Annotated in this window: 15 protein-coding genes and 2 pseudogenes; 5 read left to right on the top strand and 12 right to left on the bottom strand. The window is 65.4% G+C overall.

The window, feature by feature from the left end; all coding sequences use genetic code 11:
• Positions 1 to 49: 49 nt before the first annotated feature.
• From OKW45_RS13945 to OKW45_RS13920, 6 genes and pseudogenes are all read right to left on the bottom strand, one after another.
• Positions 50 to 661, bottom strand: a pseudogene (locus OKW45_RS13945) (flavin reductase family protein).
• 110 nt (positions 662 to 771) lie between these two features.
• Positions 772 to 1,647 carry a 3-hydroxyacyl-CoA dehydrogenase family protein gene (locus OKW45_RS13940; RefSeq protein WP_429469400.1) on the bottom strand — a complete coding sequence of 292 codons (876 nt, stop codon included), beginning with the start codon at positions 1,645 to 1,647 and terminating at the stop codon, positions 772 to 774.
• Between the two features lie 213 nt (positions 1,648 to 1,860).
• Positions 1,861 to 2,175 (bottom strand): hypothetical protein, encoded by a 315-nt coding sequence (locus tag OKW45_RS13935; RefSeq protein ID WP_429468917.1) that lies wholly within the window; start codon positions 2,173 to 2,175, stop codon positions 1,861 to 1,863.
• 497 nt (positions 2,176 to 2,672) lie between these two features.
• The gene (locus tag OKW45_RS13930) at positions 2,673 to 2,831 is read right to left on the bottom strand and encodes a hypothetical protein (protein ID WP_018424094.1); all 159 of its coding nucleotides are present in this window, start codon (positions 2,829 to 2,831) and stop codon (positions 2,673 to 2,675) included.
• A 154-nt stretch (positions 2,832 to 2,985) separates the two neighbouring features.
• Positions 2,986 to 4,332, bottom strand: a complete 1,347-nt coding sequence (locus OKW45_RS13925) for a hypothetical protein (RefSeq protein ID WP_429468914.1) — start codon at positions 4,330 to 4,332, stop codon at positions 2,986 to 2,988.
• A gap of 154 nt (positions 4,333 to 4,486) precedes the next feature.
• A pseudogene (locus OKW45_RS13920) lies at positions 4,487 to 4,949 on the bottom strand (MgtC/SapB family protein); the annotation flags it as partial.
• Positions 4,950 to 5,275: 326 nt separating this feature from the next.
• Here OKW45_RS13920 and OKW45_RS13915 point away from each other — a divergent pair.
• Positions 5,276 to 6,409 carry an AGE family epimerase/isomerase gene (locus OKW45_RS13915; RefSeq protein WP_429468911.1) on the top strand — a complete coding sequence of 378 codons (1,134 nt, stop codon included), beginning with the start codon at positions 5,276 to 5,278 and terminating at the stop codon, positions 6,407 to 6,409.
• Between the two features lie 303 nt (positions 6,410 to 6,712).
• Positions 6,713 to 6,916: a cold-shock protein gene (locus OKW45_RS13910; protein WP_018424088.1), complete on the top strand. Its 204-nt coding sequence runs from the start codon at positions 6,713 to 6,715 to the stop codon at positions 6,914 to 6,916.
• Positions 6,917 to 7,047: 131 nt separating this feature from the next.
• Here the strand turns inward: OKW45_RS13910 and OKW45_RS13905 are convergent, their stop codons facing one another.
• Positions 7,048 to 8,670, bottom strand: coding sequence for a methyl-accepting chemotaxis protein (locus OKW45_RS13905; protein ID WP_429468908.1), 1,623 nt, complete (start codon positions 8,668 to 8,670; stop codon positions 7,048 to 7,050).
• A gap of 283 nt (positions 8,671 to 8,953) precedes the next feature.
• Between OKW45_RS13905 and OKW45_RS13900 the strand changes: the two genes are divergently transcribed.
• Positions 8,954 to 9,388, top strand: coding sequence for a PaaI family thioesterase (locus OKW45_RS13900; protein ID WP_018424086.1), 435 nt, complete (start codon positions 8,954 to 8,956; stop codon positions 9,386 to 9,388).
• A gap of 87 nt (positions 9,389 to 9,475) precedes the next feature.
• Here OKW45_RS13900 and OKW45_RS13895 read toward each other — a convergent pair whose 3' ends face one another.
• From OKW45_RS13895 to OKW45_RS13880, 4 genes are read right to left on the bottom strand one after another with little or no spacing between them, the layout of a single operon-like run.
• A complete protein-coding gene (locus OKW45_RS13895) occupies positions 9,476 to 10,324 on the bottom strand; it encodes an ureidoglycolate lyase (protein WP_018424085.1) in 849 nt (282 codons plus the stop codon).
• A 52-nt stretch (positions 10,325 to 10,376) separates the two neighbouring features.
• Entirely contained in the window at positions 10,377 to 11,120 is a 744-nt protein-coding gene (locus OKW45_RS13890) for an SDR family oxidoreductase (RefSeq protein WP_429468906.1), read from the bottom strand.
• A 33-nt stretch (positions 11,121 to 11,153) separates the two neighbouring features.
• Positions 11,154 to 11,984, bottom strand: coding sequence for an amidohydrolase family protein (locus tag OKW45_RS13885; RefSeq protein WP_429468903.1), 831 nt, complete (start codon positions 11,982 to 11,984; stop codon positions 11,154 to 11,156).
• Between the two features lie 7 nt (positions 11,985 to 11,991).
• Positions 11,992 to 13,032 (bottom strand): aldo/keto reductase, encoded by a 1,041-nt coding sequence (locus OKW45_RS13880; protein WP_429468900.1) that lies wholly within the window; start codon positions 13,030 to 13,032, stop codon positions 11,992 to 11,994.
• Positions 13,033 to 13,290: 258 nt separating this feature from the next.
• On the opposite strand from OKW45_RS13880, the gene OKW45_RS13875 reads away from it, so the two are divergent.
• Together OKW45_RS13875 and OKW45_RS13870 are read left to right on the top strand one after the other, a co-directional pair.
• Positions 13,291 to 14,076 (top strand): IclR family transcriptional regulator, encoded by a 786-nt coding sequence (locus OKW45_RS13875; protein ID WP_018424081.1) that lies wholly within the window; start codon positions 13,291 to 13,293, stop codon positions 14,074 to 14,076.
• A 91-nt stretch (positions 14,077 to 14,167) separates the two neighbouring features.
• Complete coding sequence (locus tag OKW45_RS13870; RefSeq protein ID WP_429468897.1) at positions 14,168 to 14,713, top strand: hypothetical protein; 546 nt, start codon at positions 14,168 to 14,170, stop codon at positions 14,711 to 14,713.
• 42 nt (positions 14,714 to 14,755) lie between these two features.
• Here the strand turns inward: OKW45_RS13870 and OKW45_RS13865 are convergent, their stop codons facing one another.
• Entirely contained in the window at positions 14,756 to 17,206 is a 2,451-nt protein-coding gene (locus tag OKW45_RS13865; protein WP_429468894.1) for a bifunctional acetate--CoA ligase family protein/GNAT family N-acetyltransferase, read from the bottom strand.
• Between the last annotated feature and the right edge of the window lie 32 nt (positions 17,207 to 17,238).

Here is a 17,238-nt window from a genome sequence, read left to right as displayed (position 1 = left end):
CATCGAGCAGGCCAGTGGAGCTAATCAGCGGAAGCTGATGAGGGCGAGTTCAGGCCGTTGGCCGGATCATCTGGAACATCTCGCCGATCTGCGCATAGTCGGCGCGATAACCCGCGCGCATGATCGGCTGCGCGGCGTGCGTGTCGAACAGGCCGTTCTTCAGATAGGCCTCGTCGATGTGCACGCCGACCACCTAGCCGAGCGACAGATAGTTGTCCATCGGCTTGCCATCGACGTCATGCAGACGCACGATCTGCAGCAGCTTGCATTCGAGCGCGGCCGGCGATTCGGCCACGTGCGGCACGGCGACGTTGCGGCCCGGCGCGGGCGTGAGCCCGGCCAGTGCGAACTCGTCGACGTGCGGCGCGACCGGCGCCGACGAGCGGTTCATCTGCTCGGCGAGCGGCCGGGTGGCGAGATTCCACACGAATTCGCCGGTCGCCTCGATGTTGGCGAGGCTGTCCTTGCGGCCCTCGCTGCTAAAACCGATGATCGGCGGAAAGGTCGCGAACGCGCCGAAAAAGCTGTATGGCGCGAGATTGAGCGTGCCTTCGGCATTGCGCGACGAAATCCAGCCGATCAGCCGCGGCGCGACGATCGCCTTGAAAGGATCGTGCGGCAGGCCGTGACCGGCGGCGGGGTCGTAGAAGTAGTGAGACATGGAGTGGCTTCGGATTGGCTTGGAGTTGACTTGGGTTCGCTTGCGACGCATGTGGCAGTTAGCGCGAAAAGCGGCGGAGTACCAGACACGGAACGGCTATTTATACCGCACTAGCCGCGCCCGATCACGCGCTTGCGCCCTTCCTTTACCCGCGAGATGCGCGCTTCATCCCAGTCATGAAAACCCGCGCCGCTGCGCACGCCGACACGCCCAGCGTCGACCTGCGCGCGCAGCAGATCGATCACGCCCTCGTCTTTCGCGAGTTGCGGCATCAGATGCGACGCGATGTCGACGAACGTGTCGAGTCCGCCCATGTCCGCGCCCTCGAATGGTCCGACGATGCCCCAGCGACGTCCCAGCGAAGCTTTCATCACGCAATCGACGACTTCGGGTGTTGCCGCTCCCGAACGCACGATATGCAATGCCTCGCGCAGCACCGCGAACTGTAGCCGATTACCGACGAAGCCCGGAATCGCCTTCGCGAGCACGACCGGCTCCATGCCGATCGTGCTCATCAGTCCGGCGGTTTGCTGCACGACTTCGGGCGCGGTCTCGGTGCCTGGCACGACCTCGACGAGCGGAATCATGTGCGGCGGGTTCCAGAAATGCGCGATCACGAAGCGTTCTTTCGCGCACAGCGGGGTGGCAAGCTGGTCGGGCGGGAAGCCGCTGGTGTTGCTCGCGAGGATCGCATCATCGGCGAGCAGGCTCGTCAGCGTCGCGTAGAGGCGGTGTTTGAGTTCGAGCACTTCGGGAATCGCCTCGATCACGAAGCGCGCTTGCCCGATCGCATCGAGTTGCGCATTGGTTTCGATGCGCGCGAGCGCCGCCTGTTTGGCAGCATCGTCGATACGGCCCGCGTCGATCAGTTCGTCGAGCACGGCTTGCGCTTTCGGCGCGACGCTCGCGAGTCGCGCCGGATCAACGTCGTGAACGATCGTGCGGTATCCATGCAACGCGGCCTGCGTCGCAATGCCGACGCCCATCAGTCCCGTGCCCACCACCCCTATCGCTACATCCTGTGTCGTCTTGCCCACGCGCGCTCCCGCTGCCGTCGATGAAAGTCCCGAAGCATAGCGCAGCACGCGCAATACCACGGTCGGACTCGCACGCCCAATTGCGACGAAGCCGGCCTTCCCCTCGAGGAAAGACCGGCTTCGTGGACTCACGCCGCCTGTTGCGGCGCCGTCAGGCGCGCTTTAGTAGCGCGAGGTCGGCGGGCGGTGATCGTCGCGATCGCCGCCGCGGTGGTGCGGATCGTAGTCGTGCGGATGATGGCGCATCCACTCGTCGTGCTCCCAGTAGCGGTGGCCGTCCCAGTAACGATCGCCGTGCCAGCCGATGTTGATCGACACGCCCACCGGCATCATATGCGGTTGCCCGTACACGACTGGCGCCGGACCGTGTTCGACGATCACGCGGTCCTGCGCGAATGCGCTACCAGCCGCGACGAGTGCGCCGCCCGCAAGCAGCGTTGCGATCAGCGAGCGCGATGCCTTGCCAAAGTTTTTCATAATGACCTCCCGTCAAAGTTTTATTCCAGGCCAGCGTCCGTGTTTGTTCGGACCGTGCGATTCGCTTCGTTCGCTTCGCTTGTGAGCCGAACCAGACGCCGTACGCTTGAGACTCACTTTAGCGGCCCGGATCGCGTGAAGACGTTAGCACTTGTAAGCGAGCATTTCATAGATGGGGCTTGATGATGGAAGCGCGGTTTCGCTTTTGCGCTTCATTCAACAAAGACTTACGGGCAATGCTTTCATTCGGCTCGCTGAATCGGCGTGAAAGCTGGTTACATTCATTTCGGCCCCGAAATATTTCGCAACGAGTCGGACAGATACTGGAGGCCTGGCGCTGATACGTCTGTCTCGTCGCGCAATGGTGCATCGCGACAAGAGAGCCCCGAAAAACAAAAAGCCACGATCCGCATTTCGCGAATAGTGGCTCAATGAGAAGCGCACTCGAGGTGCGCGCCCCGGCGCGTTGTCGCGCGCTCGGGAGGTGCGGCTGGTTTTTAGTCCGTCAGCTTGATGCCGAACAGCGTGGCCTGCGCGCGGCGCAGACGCTCTGCTTCACGGGCACGCGCTGCGTACGAGTAGTCCGAATCCAGCGGCAGATGGGGCGACGCAAAGAGGTCGCTGACCTTTTGGAACAGTGCAAAGATGTAGCTCATGGCGACTCCCGGTTAGTGACTGCGTTGCTAGGGTTTTCCCTTAGTCGTGATTATAGGGGTTTCCCCCAGGGAAAAGCTAGTGCAATGCAGCAAATTTTCGCTGCGGCGGGCAGCCGCGACGCCGGGCGGCGTTGTATCGCGACAACGTCCCCGTTTAATGACCCGGCGGGCGCCCGTGCGAAGCGCGGGCGTGCCTCGCGCGCGTCGGCGTAGCGCTGGGCTGGACGGGCGCTGCGGTGGGGGTCGTGGCCGCAGGCGCCGACACGGCGTTCGCTGTCGCCGTATGCGCGTCGATCAGGCTCACCATCGCCGCTTGCTGGTTCTGCATCATCTGTTCGATGCGGTGTTGCTGCGCCGTCGTCTCGCGCGTGAGGCGCATCAGCAGCAGCGTCTGCGCGATGCCGATAGCCACCGTCACCAGCAGCGCACCGACCACGATCGACAGCATCCATTTCACGCGCCGCGAATGATCGGTCGCGGCGCGGCGTTGATCGGCGATCACGCCATAGAGCGCATCGACCGTATCGGCGAACGCGGTGGCACGCGCGTGGTCGAGTTCCAGCTCTGAGCGTAGCGCGGCGGCGGCCGCGTCGGTGCGGCGCGCGTCACGCGAGGAAGTGGCGAATCCGGCATGGTTGTCTGCGGACGAGGACCGGGGTGTCGTCAACGGCGCGGTGACGGAGAGCTTGTCGTCCAGTTTCGTGGTCACGGCCTCTGGCGAGGCGGATTGCGTACGCGTCGCGGGCTCGTCGGCGGACTGGCTCATGCTACTGCCGTCGGTCGCAGCGGACGTTGCAAGCGAACCCGGAGCGGTAGCCGCTGCGGCATCGCGCGATGCCGTCGCGGCTTTCGCGAACGTCGCGGCGAAACGCTGCTGTGGCTTCCCCGCGCCCGCCGTCGCAGCCGACTCCGCTTCGGCCGCCTGGCGCAACGCGGTCACGCTGCGCGCAACGGTCGCGGCGGCCATCGCCGAACTGAGCGGCGCGGATGGCTCACGCGCCGTTGCCGCGGGCTTGTCGTCGGTGTTTGCTGCGGCGTTCGGCGCTGCGTCGTCGGGGCCGCCGTTCGCCGGCTCGTTTGCGGACGCATCCGCAACCGCCACCACCGGCCCGACGTCAAACCCGCTCAACTGCCCGTTCACCGGCATCGACGCATCCAGCTTCGCCGCACGCGGTGCGCGGCGCGCAGTTTTGTCGAGCGATCCATGTTCATCGAATGCGCCGACCGCCTGCAGCACCACGTCCGGCAGTTCGAAGCCGTGCAGCGTGCCTTGGCGGACGTCGATGTTCATCGCCTCGAGCGTTGCGCGGGTCGGATCGTCGGGGAACAGGTCGAGCGTGCTGTCGTCGCGGGCGACGCCGCTCAGTTGCGCGAGGCGTTGCGCCGAGCGCGCCGCGCGCGCCAGCTTGTTTTCGGTTTCGGTGGAGACGGCGCCCTGGCGCTGCTTCTTCGAAGCGACGCGCCGGGACATGGACTGCGGGGATGCTGCGGATTCTGCCATAGAGGAAAAAGCGGTCGTCGCCAGGAACGGGGCGCCGGATGCCGCTTGTCATTGCCATTGGAATATTTAGAGCCAGCATTGTCGCATGGCGCTCCGCCCGCGCCGAAGCCATTACCCGACGATTTGCGCGCTTTCGTGCCCCTCGCGCCTTTCACTACCTCGCGTCGTCGCCCCGGAACTCCCGCACGCCCTGCAATTGCCGAATGCGAGCGCAGATCGACTCGTATTCCGGATTCCACACGCGATGCAGCGTGACGATCACTTCGTCGCACTCGTTCGCATCGTCGCTTTACTGCATCACGAATTGCTTGACGCGCGGACTCGCGGTGCCGAGTTCGTCGTGCAGCGAATGGAACGTCAGCGTTCCGCGCTCGACCACCATCGTCAGCTGACGCCGCTGCGTGGCCGTGGATGAAGCGCCGCTCGAGCGGCTTGATGCCGGCGAGGATGATCAGGACGATGATGGTCGCCGCAATCGACGCCGCGACCGACCACAGGCTCGCCGCGCTCGTGAGCCCGCCCACGATCTCGCCGCGCAGCAGGATCGAGCCCGCCCCTGGAAAGCCGATGCCCGACACGACCTGGGCGGCCATCCGCGACGGATCGAGTATCACGTGCTCCCGAGCACCGCTGCCAGCACGAGACGGGAGATGAGTTCGGGATTACCGAGCATCGTTGTTCCCCTATCCGAAATAAGCGGCGGCGGCAGCTCAGTGCGCCTCGCGTTACGCATTCCATGCGGCTCGTGCATCTGCCGCGCCTGATGCGTCTGTCGCCCCGCCTAGGCGTCGAGCATTTCGGATGCTTGACCCAAGCTGTCAGCGCGAGGCGTTTGCTTTATGCTAGGCCGCACACCGCAGCAGTCTCGGCGAGCGGAATCCTGAACCGCCGCCCTGAACGCTGCCTCGATACACTGCGCACGTTGCGCCCGAACCAACCGACCATGCCAAGCACGACCCCTCCCCCTGCTTCGACGACCACCGTCGCGACCGCGCTGCGCGAGCACTTCGCGAACGTGGTGCTGCCGATGTGGCGGGGGCCCGGCTTCAACCACGCGTTGCAGCTGCCCTACGAAGCGCTCGACGCCACCGGAGGCGAGCCGCTGCCCGCGCAACGCTACCGGGCGATGGCGTGCGCGCGCCAGTTGTTCACGTTTGCGCAAGCGGGCGACATGGAACACGCGCGCGTGCTGTTCGATTCGCTGACGCACACCTTTCGGGACACCGACCACGGCGGATGGTTCTACAGCGTCGACGCGCTCGGCGTGCCGCTCGACACGACCAAGGACCTCTACACGCATGCGTTCGTCATGTTCGCGTGCGCGGAATACGCGCGGCGCTCCGACAACCTCGATGCGCTCAAGCTCGTGCACAACACGACCGCGCTGATCCAGTCGAACTTCGCGGCCGACGGCGATCTGTTCAACGCCGCGCTCAACGTCGACTTTTCGAAGGTCACCGCGACGCCGTTGCAGAATCCGCTGATGCACCTGACCGAAGCGTGGCTCGCCGCCTGCGAGGCGACGCGCGACAACGTCTTCGGCGCCGCGTTGCGCCGCCTCGCTGTCGCGGTCGCGCGACACTTCGTGCATGCGCCGAGCGGCTGTATCGCCGAATTGCCGATCGGCGCGAGCGGCAACCGTCTGGAGCCGGGACATCAGTTCGAGTGGTACTGGCTGGTCAGGCAGGCGGGCGCGCTGTTCGACGGCACGGGGCTGACGGAAGCGCTGGCGCGCGCCTTCACCTTCGCGCAGCAGCATGGCGTGGACCCGGACAACGGCGGCGTGTGCGCATCCCTCGACGAGGCTGGCAACGTCACCGACGCGACCCAGCGGATCTGGGCGCAGACGGAATATCTGCGCGCGCTTGCCAGTCACGACGATCCGGCCGTGCGCGCGGCGCTGCCGCAGCAGATCGCACGTTTCCGGCGATGCTTTTTGCATGAACACGGCTGGTTCGAATGCAAGACGTCGAGCGGCGAAATTGCACGTACGGACATGCCGTCAACGACGCCTTATCATCTGGCCACCGCCTACGCGGCGCTGCCTGCGGACGCCGAATTGCGAGCGCGAACTTAGCCGAATTTGGCCAGTGATAGATCAGGTTCAACGCTTGATCGTCTCAATAAAGTGCGGCACGCACGGACGAATGCCCGCCGCCGGGTCGCGGGAGAAATTTTATGCCGCTGGTAAACCCTGGCGCAAAAAAAGTTATCGTCAGACGTTCTCAAAGCGCGAAAAAACATCAAAACCGGGGAATACCCGGACGCAGGTTGATTGGCGTCTGTCATAAAGACGTGATACAACTCTCCCCTCGCGCTCGCTCTCGCATTGGAGCGATTGCGGTCGCGATGCAATACACAACATTTATTTGGATCAAAAATGGCAACAGGTACTGTTAAGTGGTTTAACGATGCAAAGGGCTTTGGCTTCATCACCCCGGACGACGGCGGCGAAGACCTGTTTGCGCACTTCTCGGAAATCCAGTCTTCGGGCTTCAAGTCCCTGCAGGAAAACCAGAAAGTGTCGTTCGAAGTCAAGCAAGGCCCGAAGGGCAAGCAGGCTGCAAACATCCAGCCGGTCTAAGTTCCTTCGGGTACTTTGAGACAGACCTGGACGTCACGATAGGCGCCTCTACAGGCGCTTGCGTCTAATGCAAATGGCTCGCTTTACGCGGGCCATTTTCTATTTCTGCGTCCGTTTACAAGCGTCGCCGCTTAAAGCGCATGCATTCCGGTTATTGCGAATTCTGCGTTTGCGACGGACATTGCTCCGCGCTGTTGCGTACGCAACACACTTTCAGAAATTTCGAACACGGAAACGGCCTGTTTCAATTGCTCGGTTTGCTGATGTAGCGAAGCCGCCGCCGCCGCGGCCTGCTCGACGAGCGCCGCGTTCTGCTGCGTCATCTCGTCCATCTGCACGACCGCCTGATTCACCTGCTCGATGCCGGTGCTCTGCTCGAGCGACGACGCGCTGATTTCGGCCATCATCTGCGTGACGCGCGAGATCGACGCCGACACATGACTCATCGCTTCGCCGGCGCGCTCGACGAGCGTCGAGCCGCCCTGAATCTCCGCGACCGATTCGCTGATCAGCGTCTTGATTTCCTTAGCCGACTGCGCGCTGCGTTGCGCGAGGCCGCGCACTTCGCCGGCCACGACCGCGAAGCCGCGGCCCTGCTCGCCCGCGCGCGCCGCCTCGACGGCGGCATTCAGCGCGAGGATGTTGGTTTGGAATGCGATGCCGTCGATCACAGAGATGATCTCGGCGATCTTGTCCGAGCTCTGCGCGATGCCGCGCATCTTGTCGACCACCTGATTGACGACTTCACTGCCGCGTGACGTCGCGCCAAGCGCGGTCTCGGCGAGCGCATTGGCTTCGCGCGCATGATCGGCGTTCTGGCGCACGGTCGCTGTGAGTTCCTCCATGCTCGATGCCGTTTCCTCGAGCGATGCCGCCTGGTTTTCGGTGCGCGCCGACAGATCGGCGTTGCCGGTCGCGATTTCGTTGGCGCCAAGATGGATCGAGTCGGCCGATTCGCGCACGCTCTTGACGGTGCGTGCGACGCTCGCCTGCATCGTGGCGAGGCCCGAGAACAGACGGCCGATTTCGTTGCTGCCGCGTGCGGCGATCGGTTGATCGAGACGGCCTTGGGCGATGCGCTCGAAGTGGCGGCCCGCTTCCTCGAGCGGTGCCACGACGCCGCGGCGCAGCGCCGTATAGACGGCGAGCGTGCCGGCGACGAGCACGAGCAAAATCACCATGCTGACGATGCGAAACGCCGCCACGCGCGCATCGATCGAATCGAGCGACGCGCGGCTCGCGGCGTCGCCGAATTGCCCGAAGTTGTGCACTTCCGCCAGATAGGCGTCCTGAAACGACTGCGTCGGCTGATCGAGGAAGGCCTGGATATTGTTCGAGTCGAGATACTGCGCGAGCTCCGCGAGCGCGCCATGCAGCGTCTTGTAGCGTTCGGCGAGCGCGGTGGCGCGCGCGCTGTTTTCGCCGCTGGTCTTCTGCGCGCTCATGAAGGCCGCGAAAGACTGATCGGCGGCGGCGAGCTGTTCGCGAGCGTGCTGCACGATGTCCGTGGGCTCGGTGCCCCCGCGCACCATGCGCGTGCCGGCACGCGACAGGTTGATGCGCGCGTCCATCAGGCGCTGCGTGGTCTGATTGACCGCCTCGACCTGCTTCAGTGCGATGTTCGACAGATCGCCGACATCGTCGTGCGTCCGCGTCAGTGACCAGAAGCCCAACCCTACCGTGACGAGTTGGAAGACGCAGAACGCGGCCAGAACACATAGGAGGCCGGATGCGACCTTGATCTTGCTGAACATCGTGGACACCTGGGAACAAAGGATGACGGGGGTTAGACCAGGGTTAACGGCAGGCCGATTGGCTGCTTGAGGCCAATTCCCGCAAAAAGCGCTCTACGTACGGGTTTCATCGTCGATCGTCGCGATTGCGGTTGTTTTGCACAACAATGCGCCGCTGGTCGCGCGGAATCACCTTGCGCAGTTCAGCTGCGCTTCCTAGAGTGGGTAGGGACCGCGTGGCGCACGCCGCGCGGATGCTCTGCTGCACCGATGCCCTATCCAGACCCTGCACGAAGGAACCACGATGACCGACCTACTCGACCGGGCGCGCGGCGCACTGCACGCCCAGCCGTTCAGCATGCTGCTAGGCGCGGAGTTGATGCACGCCGGCAGCGACGAGCTCACCCTGTGTCTGCCGATTCGAGATGAACTGCGGCAGCAGCATGGCTTCGTACATGGCGGCGTCATCAGCTATCTGGCCGACAATGCGTTGACGTTCGCTGGCGCGCTGTCGTTGGGTCCGAGAGTCGTGATCGGTGAGTACAAGATCAATTATCTGCGCCCGGCAGTGAAGGGCATGCTGATCGCGCGCGCTAGCGTTGTCTATGCGGGCAGGCATCAAGCGACGTGCCAGTGCAGTGTGTTCGTGATGGAGGGGAACCGCGAGAAGCTGGTGGCGGTCGCGCAGGGGACCGTGAATCGGATTGGGGAGAACGGAGAGCAGGAGGCGGGGGCTTAAAGCCGGGACGCCATGAAAAAAGCCGCTCCTGCGCGAAGCAGGAACGGCCTTTCATTTCTCAGCGATATGACGGAAAGCGAAAGAGCGTTACTCCGCCGCGTAAGTCTTCTGCGTCTGCTCGCCCAGCCCTTCGATACCCAGACGCACCGTCTGCCCCGGCTTCAGAAACACCGGGTTCGGCTTCACGCCCATGCCGACGCCCGGCGGCGTGCCGGTCGAGATAACGTCGCCCGGCTGCAGGCTCATGCACTGCGACACATACGACACCAGCTTCGCGACACTGAAGATCATCGTCTTCGTGCTGCCGTTCTGGTAGCGATGGCCGTCCACTTCGAGCCACAGGCTAAGGTTCTGCGGATCGGCGACTTCGTCGCGCGTGACGACCCACGGGCCGATCGGGCCGAACGTGTCGAAGCCCTTGCCCTTGTCCCACGTGCCGCCGCGCTCGATCTGCCATTCGCGCTCCGACACGTCGTTGATGACGCAGTAGCCGGCCACGTGCTCGAGCGCGTTCGCTTCGTCGACATACTTCGCCGCCTTGCCGATCACGACGCCGAGTTCCACTTCCCAGTCGGTCTTCTTCGAACCGCGCGGGATTTCGATGTCGTCGTTCGGGCCGCTAATCGCGCTCGTCCACTTGTTGAAGATGACCGGTTCGGCCGGTACCGGCAGATTCGATTCCGCCGCGTGATCCGCATAGTTCAGGCCGATGCAGATGAACTTACCGATCTTGCCGACGCACGGTCCAACGCGCGGATTACCTTCGACGACCGGGAGCGTTGCCGGATCGAGCGCGCGCAGTTTCGCGAGACTTTCATCGCCGAGCACAGCGCCGTCGATATCGCCCACCACCTTCGACAAATCGCGAATCTTGCCGTGCGCGTCGAGCAGGCCCGGCTTTTCCTGGCCTTTCGGCCCATAACGAAGCAATTTCATCGTTGCACTTCCCTTTACGTTCAGTAGTGTTCGGTTCGTCAGTCAATCAGAATCAGTTCGACCATCCGCCGTCGATTACATGGAGTTGGCCCGTCGTGAATGACGACTCGTCGGACGCGAGATACAGCGCGAGCGCGGCGATCTCCTCCGGCTTGCCGATGCGGCCCATCGGCTGACGCGCGACGAAGGCGGCCTGCACCGCATCGAGCGACGCGCCCTGCGCCTGAGCCTGCGCGGCGATTCGCTGTTCGAGCGACGGCGAGGACACCGTGCCCGGGCAAATCGCGTTACAGCGTACACCACGCGTGACGAAATCCGCAGCGACGGACTTCGTCAGCCCGACCACCGCGGCCTTCGACGCGCCGTACGCGAAGCGATTCGGCACGCCCTTCACGCTCGACGCCGCCGACGACATGTTGACGATCGAGCCGCCGCCCTTCTCCAGCATGGCCGGCAAGAACGCGCGAATCATACGGTACATGGCCTTCGCGTTGAGGTCGAAGGCGAAATCCCAGTCCTCCTCGCTGCATTCGAGGATATTGCCCGAGTGTACGAAGCCCGCGCAGTTGAATAGCACGTCGATCGTGCCGACTTCCGCGGCGAGCGCCTTGATCGCCGCGCCATCGAGAACGTCGAGCTTGCGCGCCTCGACCGGCTTGCCGGCGAGTCCGTCGATGCGGATATCGGTGGCGATCACGCGCGCGCCTTCGCGCGCGAACAGTTCGGCGGTGGCGAGACCGATACCTTGTCCCGCCGCGGTGATCAGGGCCGTTTTGCCGGCCAGTCTTTGTGTCATCTACGACTCCAGTTGAATGGGCTGCTAACGAAATCAAAGCCGATAAAACGCGGCGGCGTTGTCGCCGAACACGGCGTCGCGCTCGGCGTCGCTCAACGACGCGACGAGCGTGGTCGCCACCGAATGCCAGAGCAAATAGTCGCCGTTCAGTTCGAGCACCGGCCAGTCGCTGCCCCACATCAGCCGCGCGCGACCGAACGTGTTCAGCAGATGCTCGACGTAGGGCCGCAGCGTGTCCTCGGTCCAGCCGGGCGAGGCCTCGGTCGCGAGACCCGACAGCTTGCAGTGCACCTGCGGCAGCGCGGCGAGCCGCGTGATCGCGTCGCGCCATACCGGGTAGCCCGCCTGGCCGTAGCGGATCGGCGGCTTCGCGCCATGATCGACCACCATGCGCAGCGCCGGAAAACGCTGCGCGAAGATCTCGACGTATTGCACGTGACGCGCGTAGATCAGCGCATCGAACGCGAGATCGTGCGCGATCAGCGCCTCGATCGCCGGCGCGAGATCGGGATTCGCGATCCAGCCGTCGTCGGGCAGATCCTGAAGCATCGGTCGCACGCCCTTGAACTTCGGCTCGCGCGCGAGCACCTCGATCAGATCGGGCGCGTTCGGCAACAACAGCGGCACCCAGCCGACCACGCCCGCGATCGACGGCTCGTGCCGCGCGATGTCGAGCAGGTAGCGAGTTTCGTCGAGCGTCGGCGCGGCCTGCACGACCACGGTCCGCTCGATGCCGGCCTGTTCGCGCAACGGCTTCAGATCATCAGGCCCGAACGGCCGGTAAAGGATTTTCAGCTCCGGCGTCAGCCACTCGTAGTCACCCCGCGCGGGGTCCCAGTAGTGCTGGTGAGCGTCGATCGGCATGGTCGGATCAGTCCTCGGGCGCGGGCGCACGGGGGTCGAGCAGGCCCGCGTCGCGCAATGCGGACCACAAGGCCGCGGGGATCGGCAGTTCGAACGACGCGACGTTCTCGCGCAATTCGCCGGCACTGCGCGCGCCGGTCAGCACGGTGGCGACCGCCGGGTGCGCATACGGAAACTGCAACGCGGCGGCGGCGAGCGGCACGTCATGCGCGCGGCACACCGCTTCCAGACGCGCGACGCGCTCGATCACCTCGGGCGGCGCGGCGCCGTAATTGAACTTCAGATCGCCTTCGACGCCCCGCGCCAGAATGCCCGAATTGAACGCGCCGCCGAGCAGGATGCTGACGCCGCGCGCCTCGCAGGCGGGCAGCAGGTCATCCAGGGTGGTCTGTTCGAGCAGCGTATAACGGCCCGCGAGCAACGCACAATCGATATCGCACTCGGCCATCGCGTCGAGGATCACCGCGCCCTCGTTGACGCCGAGGCCGAGCGCCTTGATTGCGCCCGTCGAGCGCAGGCGCTCGAGCGCACGGAAGCCGCCCCCTTCGGTCAGTTGCCGCCAGTAGTGCGGATGCTGGTCGCCGTGCGTGACGCGACCGATGTCATGCACGAGCAGGACGTCGATATCAATGATGCCGAGGCGCTGCTGGCTGTCCTCGAACGAACGCAGAATGCCGTCGTGCGTGTAGTCGTAGATCGCTTCGAACGGCAGCGGATTCTGCCAGCCTTCGCGGTCGTCGAATGGCGACGTGCGCGGCACGAAGCGGCGGCCGACCTTGGTCGACAGCACATACTCGCCGCGCGGATAGTGGCGCAGCGCAGCGCCGAGCCGATGCTCGGCCTTGGTGTTGCCGTAGTGCGGCGCGGTGTCGAAGTAGCGCACACCCGCGTCCCAGGCGGCGGCGATCGTCGCTTGGGCCTCCTCGTCGGACAGGTCACGGTACAGGCCGCCGAGCGGCGCCGTGCCGAGCCCGAGTCCGCTCACCTGCAACGAGCCGCGGCCGATACGGCGCCGCTGCCCGATTTTCGATACGATCGATGCCGACATGAGCGTGTCTCCAGATTTTGTGGTCTTTTTACCATGCGGCGGCGAGGTGCGGCGGTCACACTCCGCGCACCGCCTGGAAGTGCTTTCATTCACCAATGAACGTATTATTCATATTCGAATTTTTCCAAGTCAAGGAAACGACGCGGCGCGGATGCCTGGGTTTTCCCTGGACATAGGCCATCAGTTCGCGAAATGCTACGCACTCGCCCGCGTACACCAGATAATAAGAACTCCAGCCCGAATTCTCCGACCCTCACGATGGACGCCGAAGACAAGGACGACGACCGCTATCGCGCCCCCGCGCTGGATAAAGGCCTCGACATTCTCGAGCTACTGTCCGAGCAGAAGGAAGGACTCACGCGCGCCGAAATCACGCGCCAGCTGGGCCGCAACGCGAGCGAGATGTACCGGATGCTCGAACGCCTCGTCGCGCGCCAATATGTGGTGCGCTCGGCGGCTGGCGACCGCTACTCGCTGAGCCTGAAGCTGTTCGCGCTCGCGCACCGTCATCCGCCAATGAACCGGCTGATCGCAGAAGCGCTGCCGCTGATGCAGCGTTTCGCCGACGCGGCCGAGCAGTCTTGCCACCTCGTCGTCTACGACCGCGGCAACCTGCTGGTGATTGCGCAAGTCGACGGACCGGGCACATGGGGCATGTCAGTGCGGCTCGGTTCGCGGGTCGGCCTGATCGATACCGGTTCGGGGCGCGTGATGCTCGCGTTCCAGAGCGTCGAGCAGCGCCGGCAGATGCTGGCGGAGCACACGAAGGTGAAGGGCGAAGTGACGCTCGATCGCGACGCGCTGGAGGAGGCCTGCGAGCGCATCCGCGCAGCGGGCTTCTGGCAGAAGGACAGCCAGCAGACCTTCGGCGTCACCGACTTGACGTTCCCGATACTCGCGCCGTCGGGACAGGCGATCGCGGTGCTGACCTGCCCATATCTGCGGCGGATCGACGAATACGTCGCGCCGACGCTCGAAGCGGCCACCACGCTGCTGCGCGACACGGTGCAGGCGCTGTCGATGTTCCGCGAGCAGGCGGCGTGATCGGTAAGCGCGCACGCGCACATGGTTTAGAATGGCGGCCCTTCCAAAATAACGCCGCATGACGGGCTCATGCGCGCGCATCGATTGAGCAATGGCCAAACTTCTGACCGATTCCGAATTCCAGCGTTTTTCCGAACTCCAGCAGAAGCAGTCGAGCTTCACGATCTCCGCCGAAGAAGCCGACGAACTGCGCGACATCGTCGCCCACGCGCAGAAGCGCCGCGACGACCGCGCCGCCGCGATGCGAAGCATCGAGACCTTCATCCAGCAGTTCCACATCACGCCCGACGAGCTGTTTTCGCCCGAGCAGATCGGCGAAGCGGCGCGCACCTACGGCCTGATTCCGGCCGCGCGCAAGGAGCGCGTGCTGCCGCCGTCGCTGACGTTCAACGGCAAGCCGTACCAATGGACCACCCGTGCACTGCCCGACGAAATTCGCGTGCCGCTGTTCGACGCGTTCAAGGGCGGTGAGTCGGTGAAAGCGTTCATTTCGACGCTGAAGGACGCGAACCGCTGCGCCGCGACGATCGCGCGGCTCGAACGCGAAACCGGCGCCGTGTATGCGCAGGCATGGCTCGACGAGCTGTCGGTCACGCGCGCGCAGGTCGATGAGGCGGCTCAGAAGCTGGCGGCGTGAGGCGGTGAAGCCATGCGTTGAGCGGCTCGCGACGTCAGCAGCTCAACGCGCCGGCTGCTTCTGCGCGGCGGACTTCGGGTCCGCCCCCGCCGTTTCGTCGAGCGCCATCCGGAAGCCGACCACACCGGGGTCATCGGTCCGCGTGATCGTGAAGCCGCTGGCCTTCGCGAGCGCGATCATCGCGGCGTTCTCGCGCAACGCTTCACCGATCAGCCAGTGCGTGTCGCGCGCCCGCGCGTACGCGATGATCCGCTGCATCAGCAACTGGCCGAGGCGCCGCCCTTTCTGATCCGAGCGCACGGTCACCGCGAATTCGGCCGTCTCGTTGTCGGGATCGGCCACCGCGCGCACCACGCCGAGCGTCTGCGCGACGCCGTCTTCGTTGTCGACCGTCGCGATCAGCGCCATTTCCCGGTCGTAGTCGATCTGCGTCATGCGCGCGAGTTGCGAGTGGTCGAACGCGCCGACCGAAGCGAAAAAACGCAGCCGCAAATCTTCCGGCGTCATCGCCTGCACGAACTCGCGATGCGCGTTTTCGTCTTCGGGGCGAATCGGCCGCACCGTTACACGCATCCCCTGCCAGTCGATCGTTTCCTCGAAGCGGCGCGGATACGGCACGATCGCGAGACGGCTGCGCTGCGCGCCGACCCGCAACACGGGATCGACCACCGTCACCCGGTCCCGGTAGACCCTGAGCTTCAACGACAGGCCGACGATCACGCGCACGTCGCAAACCGCTTGCGACACCGCCGTCAACGCCGCGAGCGTCGGCTCCGGCGCGACCAGCCTCGCGTAGTGCGAACGCGTGACGATGTCGCGCGCGAGCATCGGATTGAGCGGCGGCAGGCCGTACACGTGCAACCCGCTGGAAACGCCGTCGATCGGCGGCGCGGCGAAGCGGAACACGGGGCCGAAGTTGTCGTCGTCGTGCAGTTCGACGGCGACGTCGACGATGGGCTTTACGGCGCCGTCGGCATCGGCGCTCGGTGCATCGGCGCCCGACGCGTGGGCGCCCCCTCCTTGCGCGCCCTCCACCCGCAACCCGAACCGCGATAGAAACCGCGCCGCCGCCGCCCCGGCAAGCTCGCTCGCGCCCGCCGCCAACGCTTCGCGAGCCTGCGCCTGGGCGGCGTCGATCGACTCGGGAATCTGCGCAGGCAGGCCTTCCGGCGTTTGCATCAGCAGTTCGCGGCCCAGCCGGTAATCGACCAGACGGGCGAAGGCGCGCGCGAGCCGCTGCGGCGTCGTGTGCACCGGGATGCCCTGCGCATGCAGCGCGTCGCGCCTTGCCGCATCGACACCGCCGAAAAAGCACGCGAGCAGCCCGCGATACGCAAAGCGCTGATGCTCGATCAGCGCCTGCGCGACATCGTCGACGGGCGCGCCATGCGTCGACGCGTGCACCACGACGGCGGTGCCGGTCTCGCGATACTCGCCGAGCAGCTTCAGCGCGGTGCCGAAGTGTTCAGGACGCGCGCCGTCGCCGAGCAGCAACGGATTGCCGCCGACCGCGAGCGGCAACGCCTCGCGCAGCGCGTCCGACGCCGCGGCCGGCCACGGCGCGAGCAGGCCACCGGCGGCGGTGAACGCGTCGCGCGCGAGCGTCGCGAGACCGCGGTCGCTAGTGATCAGCGTGGCGGTGGCGCCCGCCGCCACGCGGCCGACGCCGAGCGTTTCGATTTCGTCGAGCAGATCGTCGAGCGCGTCGACGCGCACGAGGCCCGCGCGCCGGAACGCCGCTGTGTAGAGACCGTCCGCGGGATCGTCGCGGCCGGAGCGCAGTGCGAGCACCGGCTTGTTGCGCGCCGCCGCGCGCGCGGCCGACATGAACTTGCGCGCCGCCCGCACGCTGTCGAGTTCGAGCAGGATCGCGCGGGTGCCGGGGTCGCTCGCAAGGTAATCGAGCACGTCGCCGGCATCGACGTCGGCCTCCGCTCCGAGCGCCACCGCGTGCGAAAAACCGAGCCCGCGCGCTCGTGCCCAGCCGAGCACTGCGTTGGTCAGCGCATTCGACTGCGACACCCACGCGACGCCGCCCGCCTTGACCGTGCACGACGGTGCGCCCAGATGCGCGCCGAGCGCCGGCGAGACCACGCCGAGACTGCCGGGTCCGACGATGCGCAACAGATGCGGCCGCGCCGCCGACAGCGCGTGCCGCAGCTCGAGCCGGTCTTCATCGCTGCGCACCTCGCCAACGATGATTACGGCGCGCGTGCCCATGCCACCGAGCTTATGGATCAACGAGGGCCACGTCGCGGGCGGCGTGCAGATCACCGCGACGGTGGGCGCCTGCGGCAGATCGCCGACGTCGGGAATCACCGGGTGGACGCCGAGCGTCGCGTGCTTCGGATTGACCGGCCACAGCGGGCCGTCGAAGCCGCCTTCCAGCACACGCGCCCAGACCATCGCGCCGGTGCTGCCCGGCCGCTCGGACGCGCCGATCACGGCGACGGATTTCGGGCGAAACAAGGCGTCGAGGTTGCGAACGGTCACGGGCGCTCCATGCGGTTGGACAGGAATTGGAG

Origin of the sequence: Paraburkholderia lebeckiae, from assembly GCF_050436225.1 — a bacterium.
GTDB classification, from domain to species: Bacteria; Pseudomonadota; Gammaproteobacteria; order Burkholderiales; family Burkholderiaceae; genus Paraburkholderia; species Paraburkholderia tuberum.
This window is presented reverse-complemented; position numbering and strand designations above follow the sequence as displayed.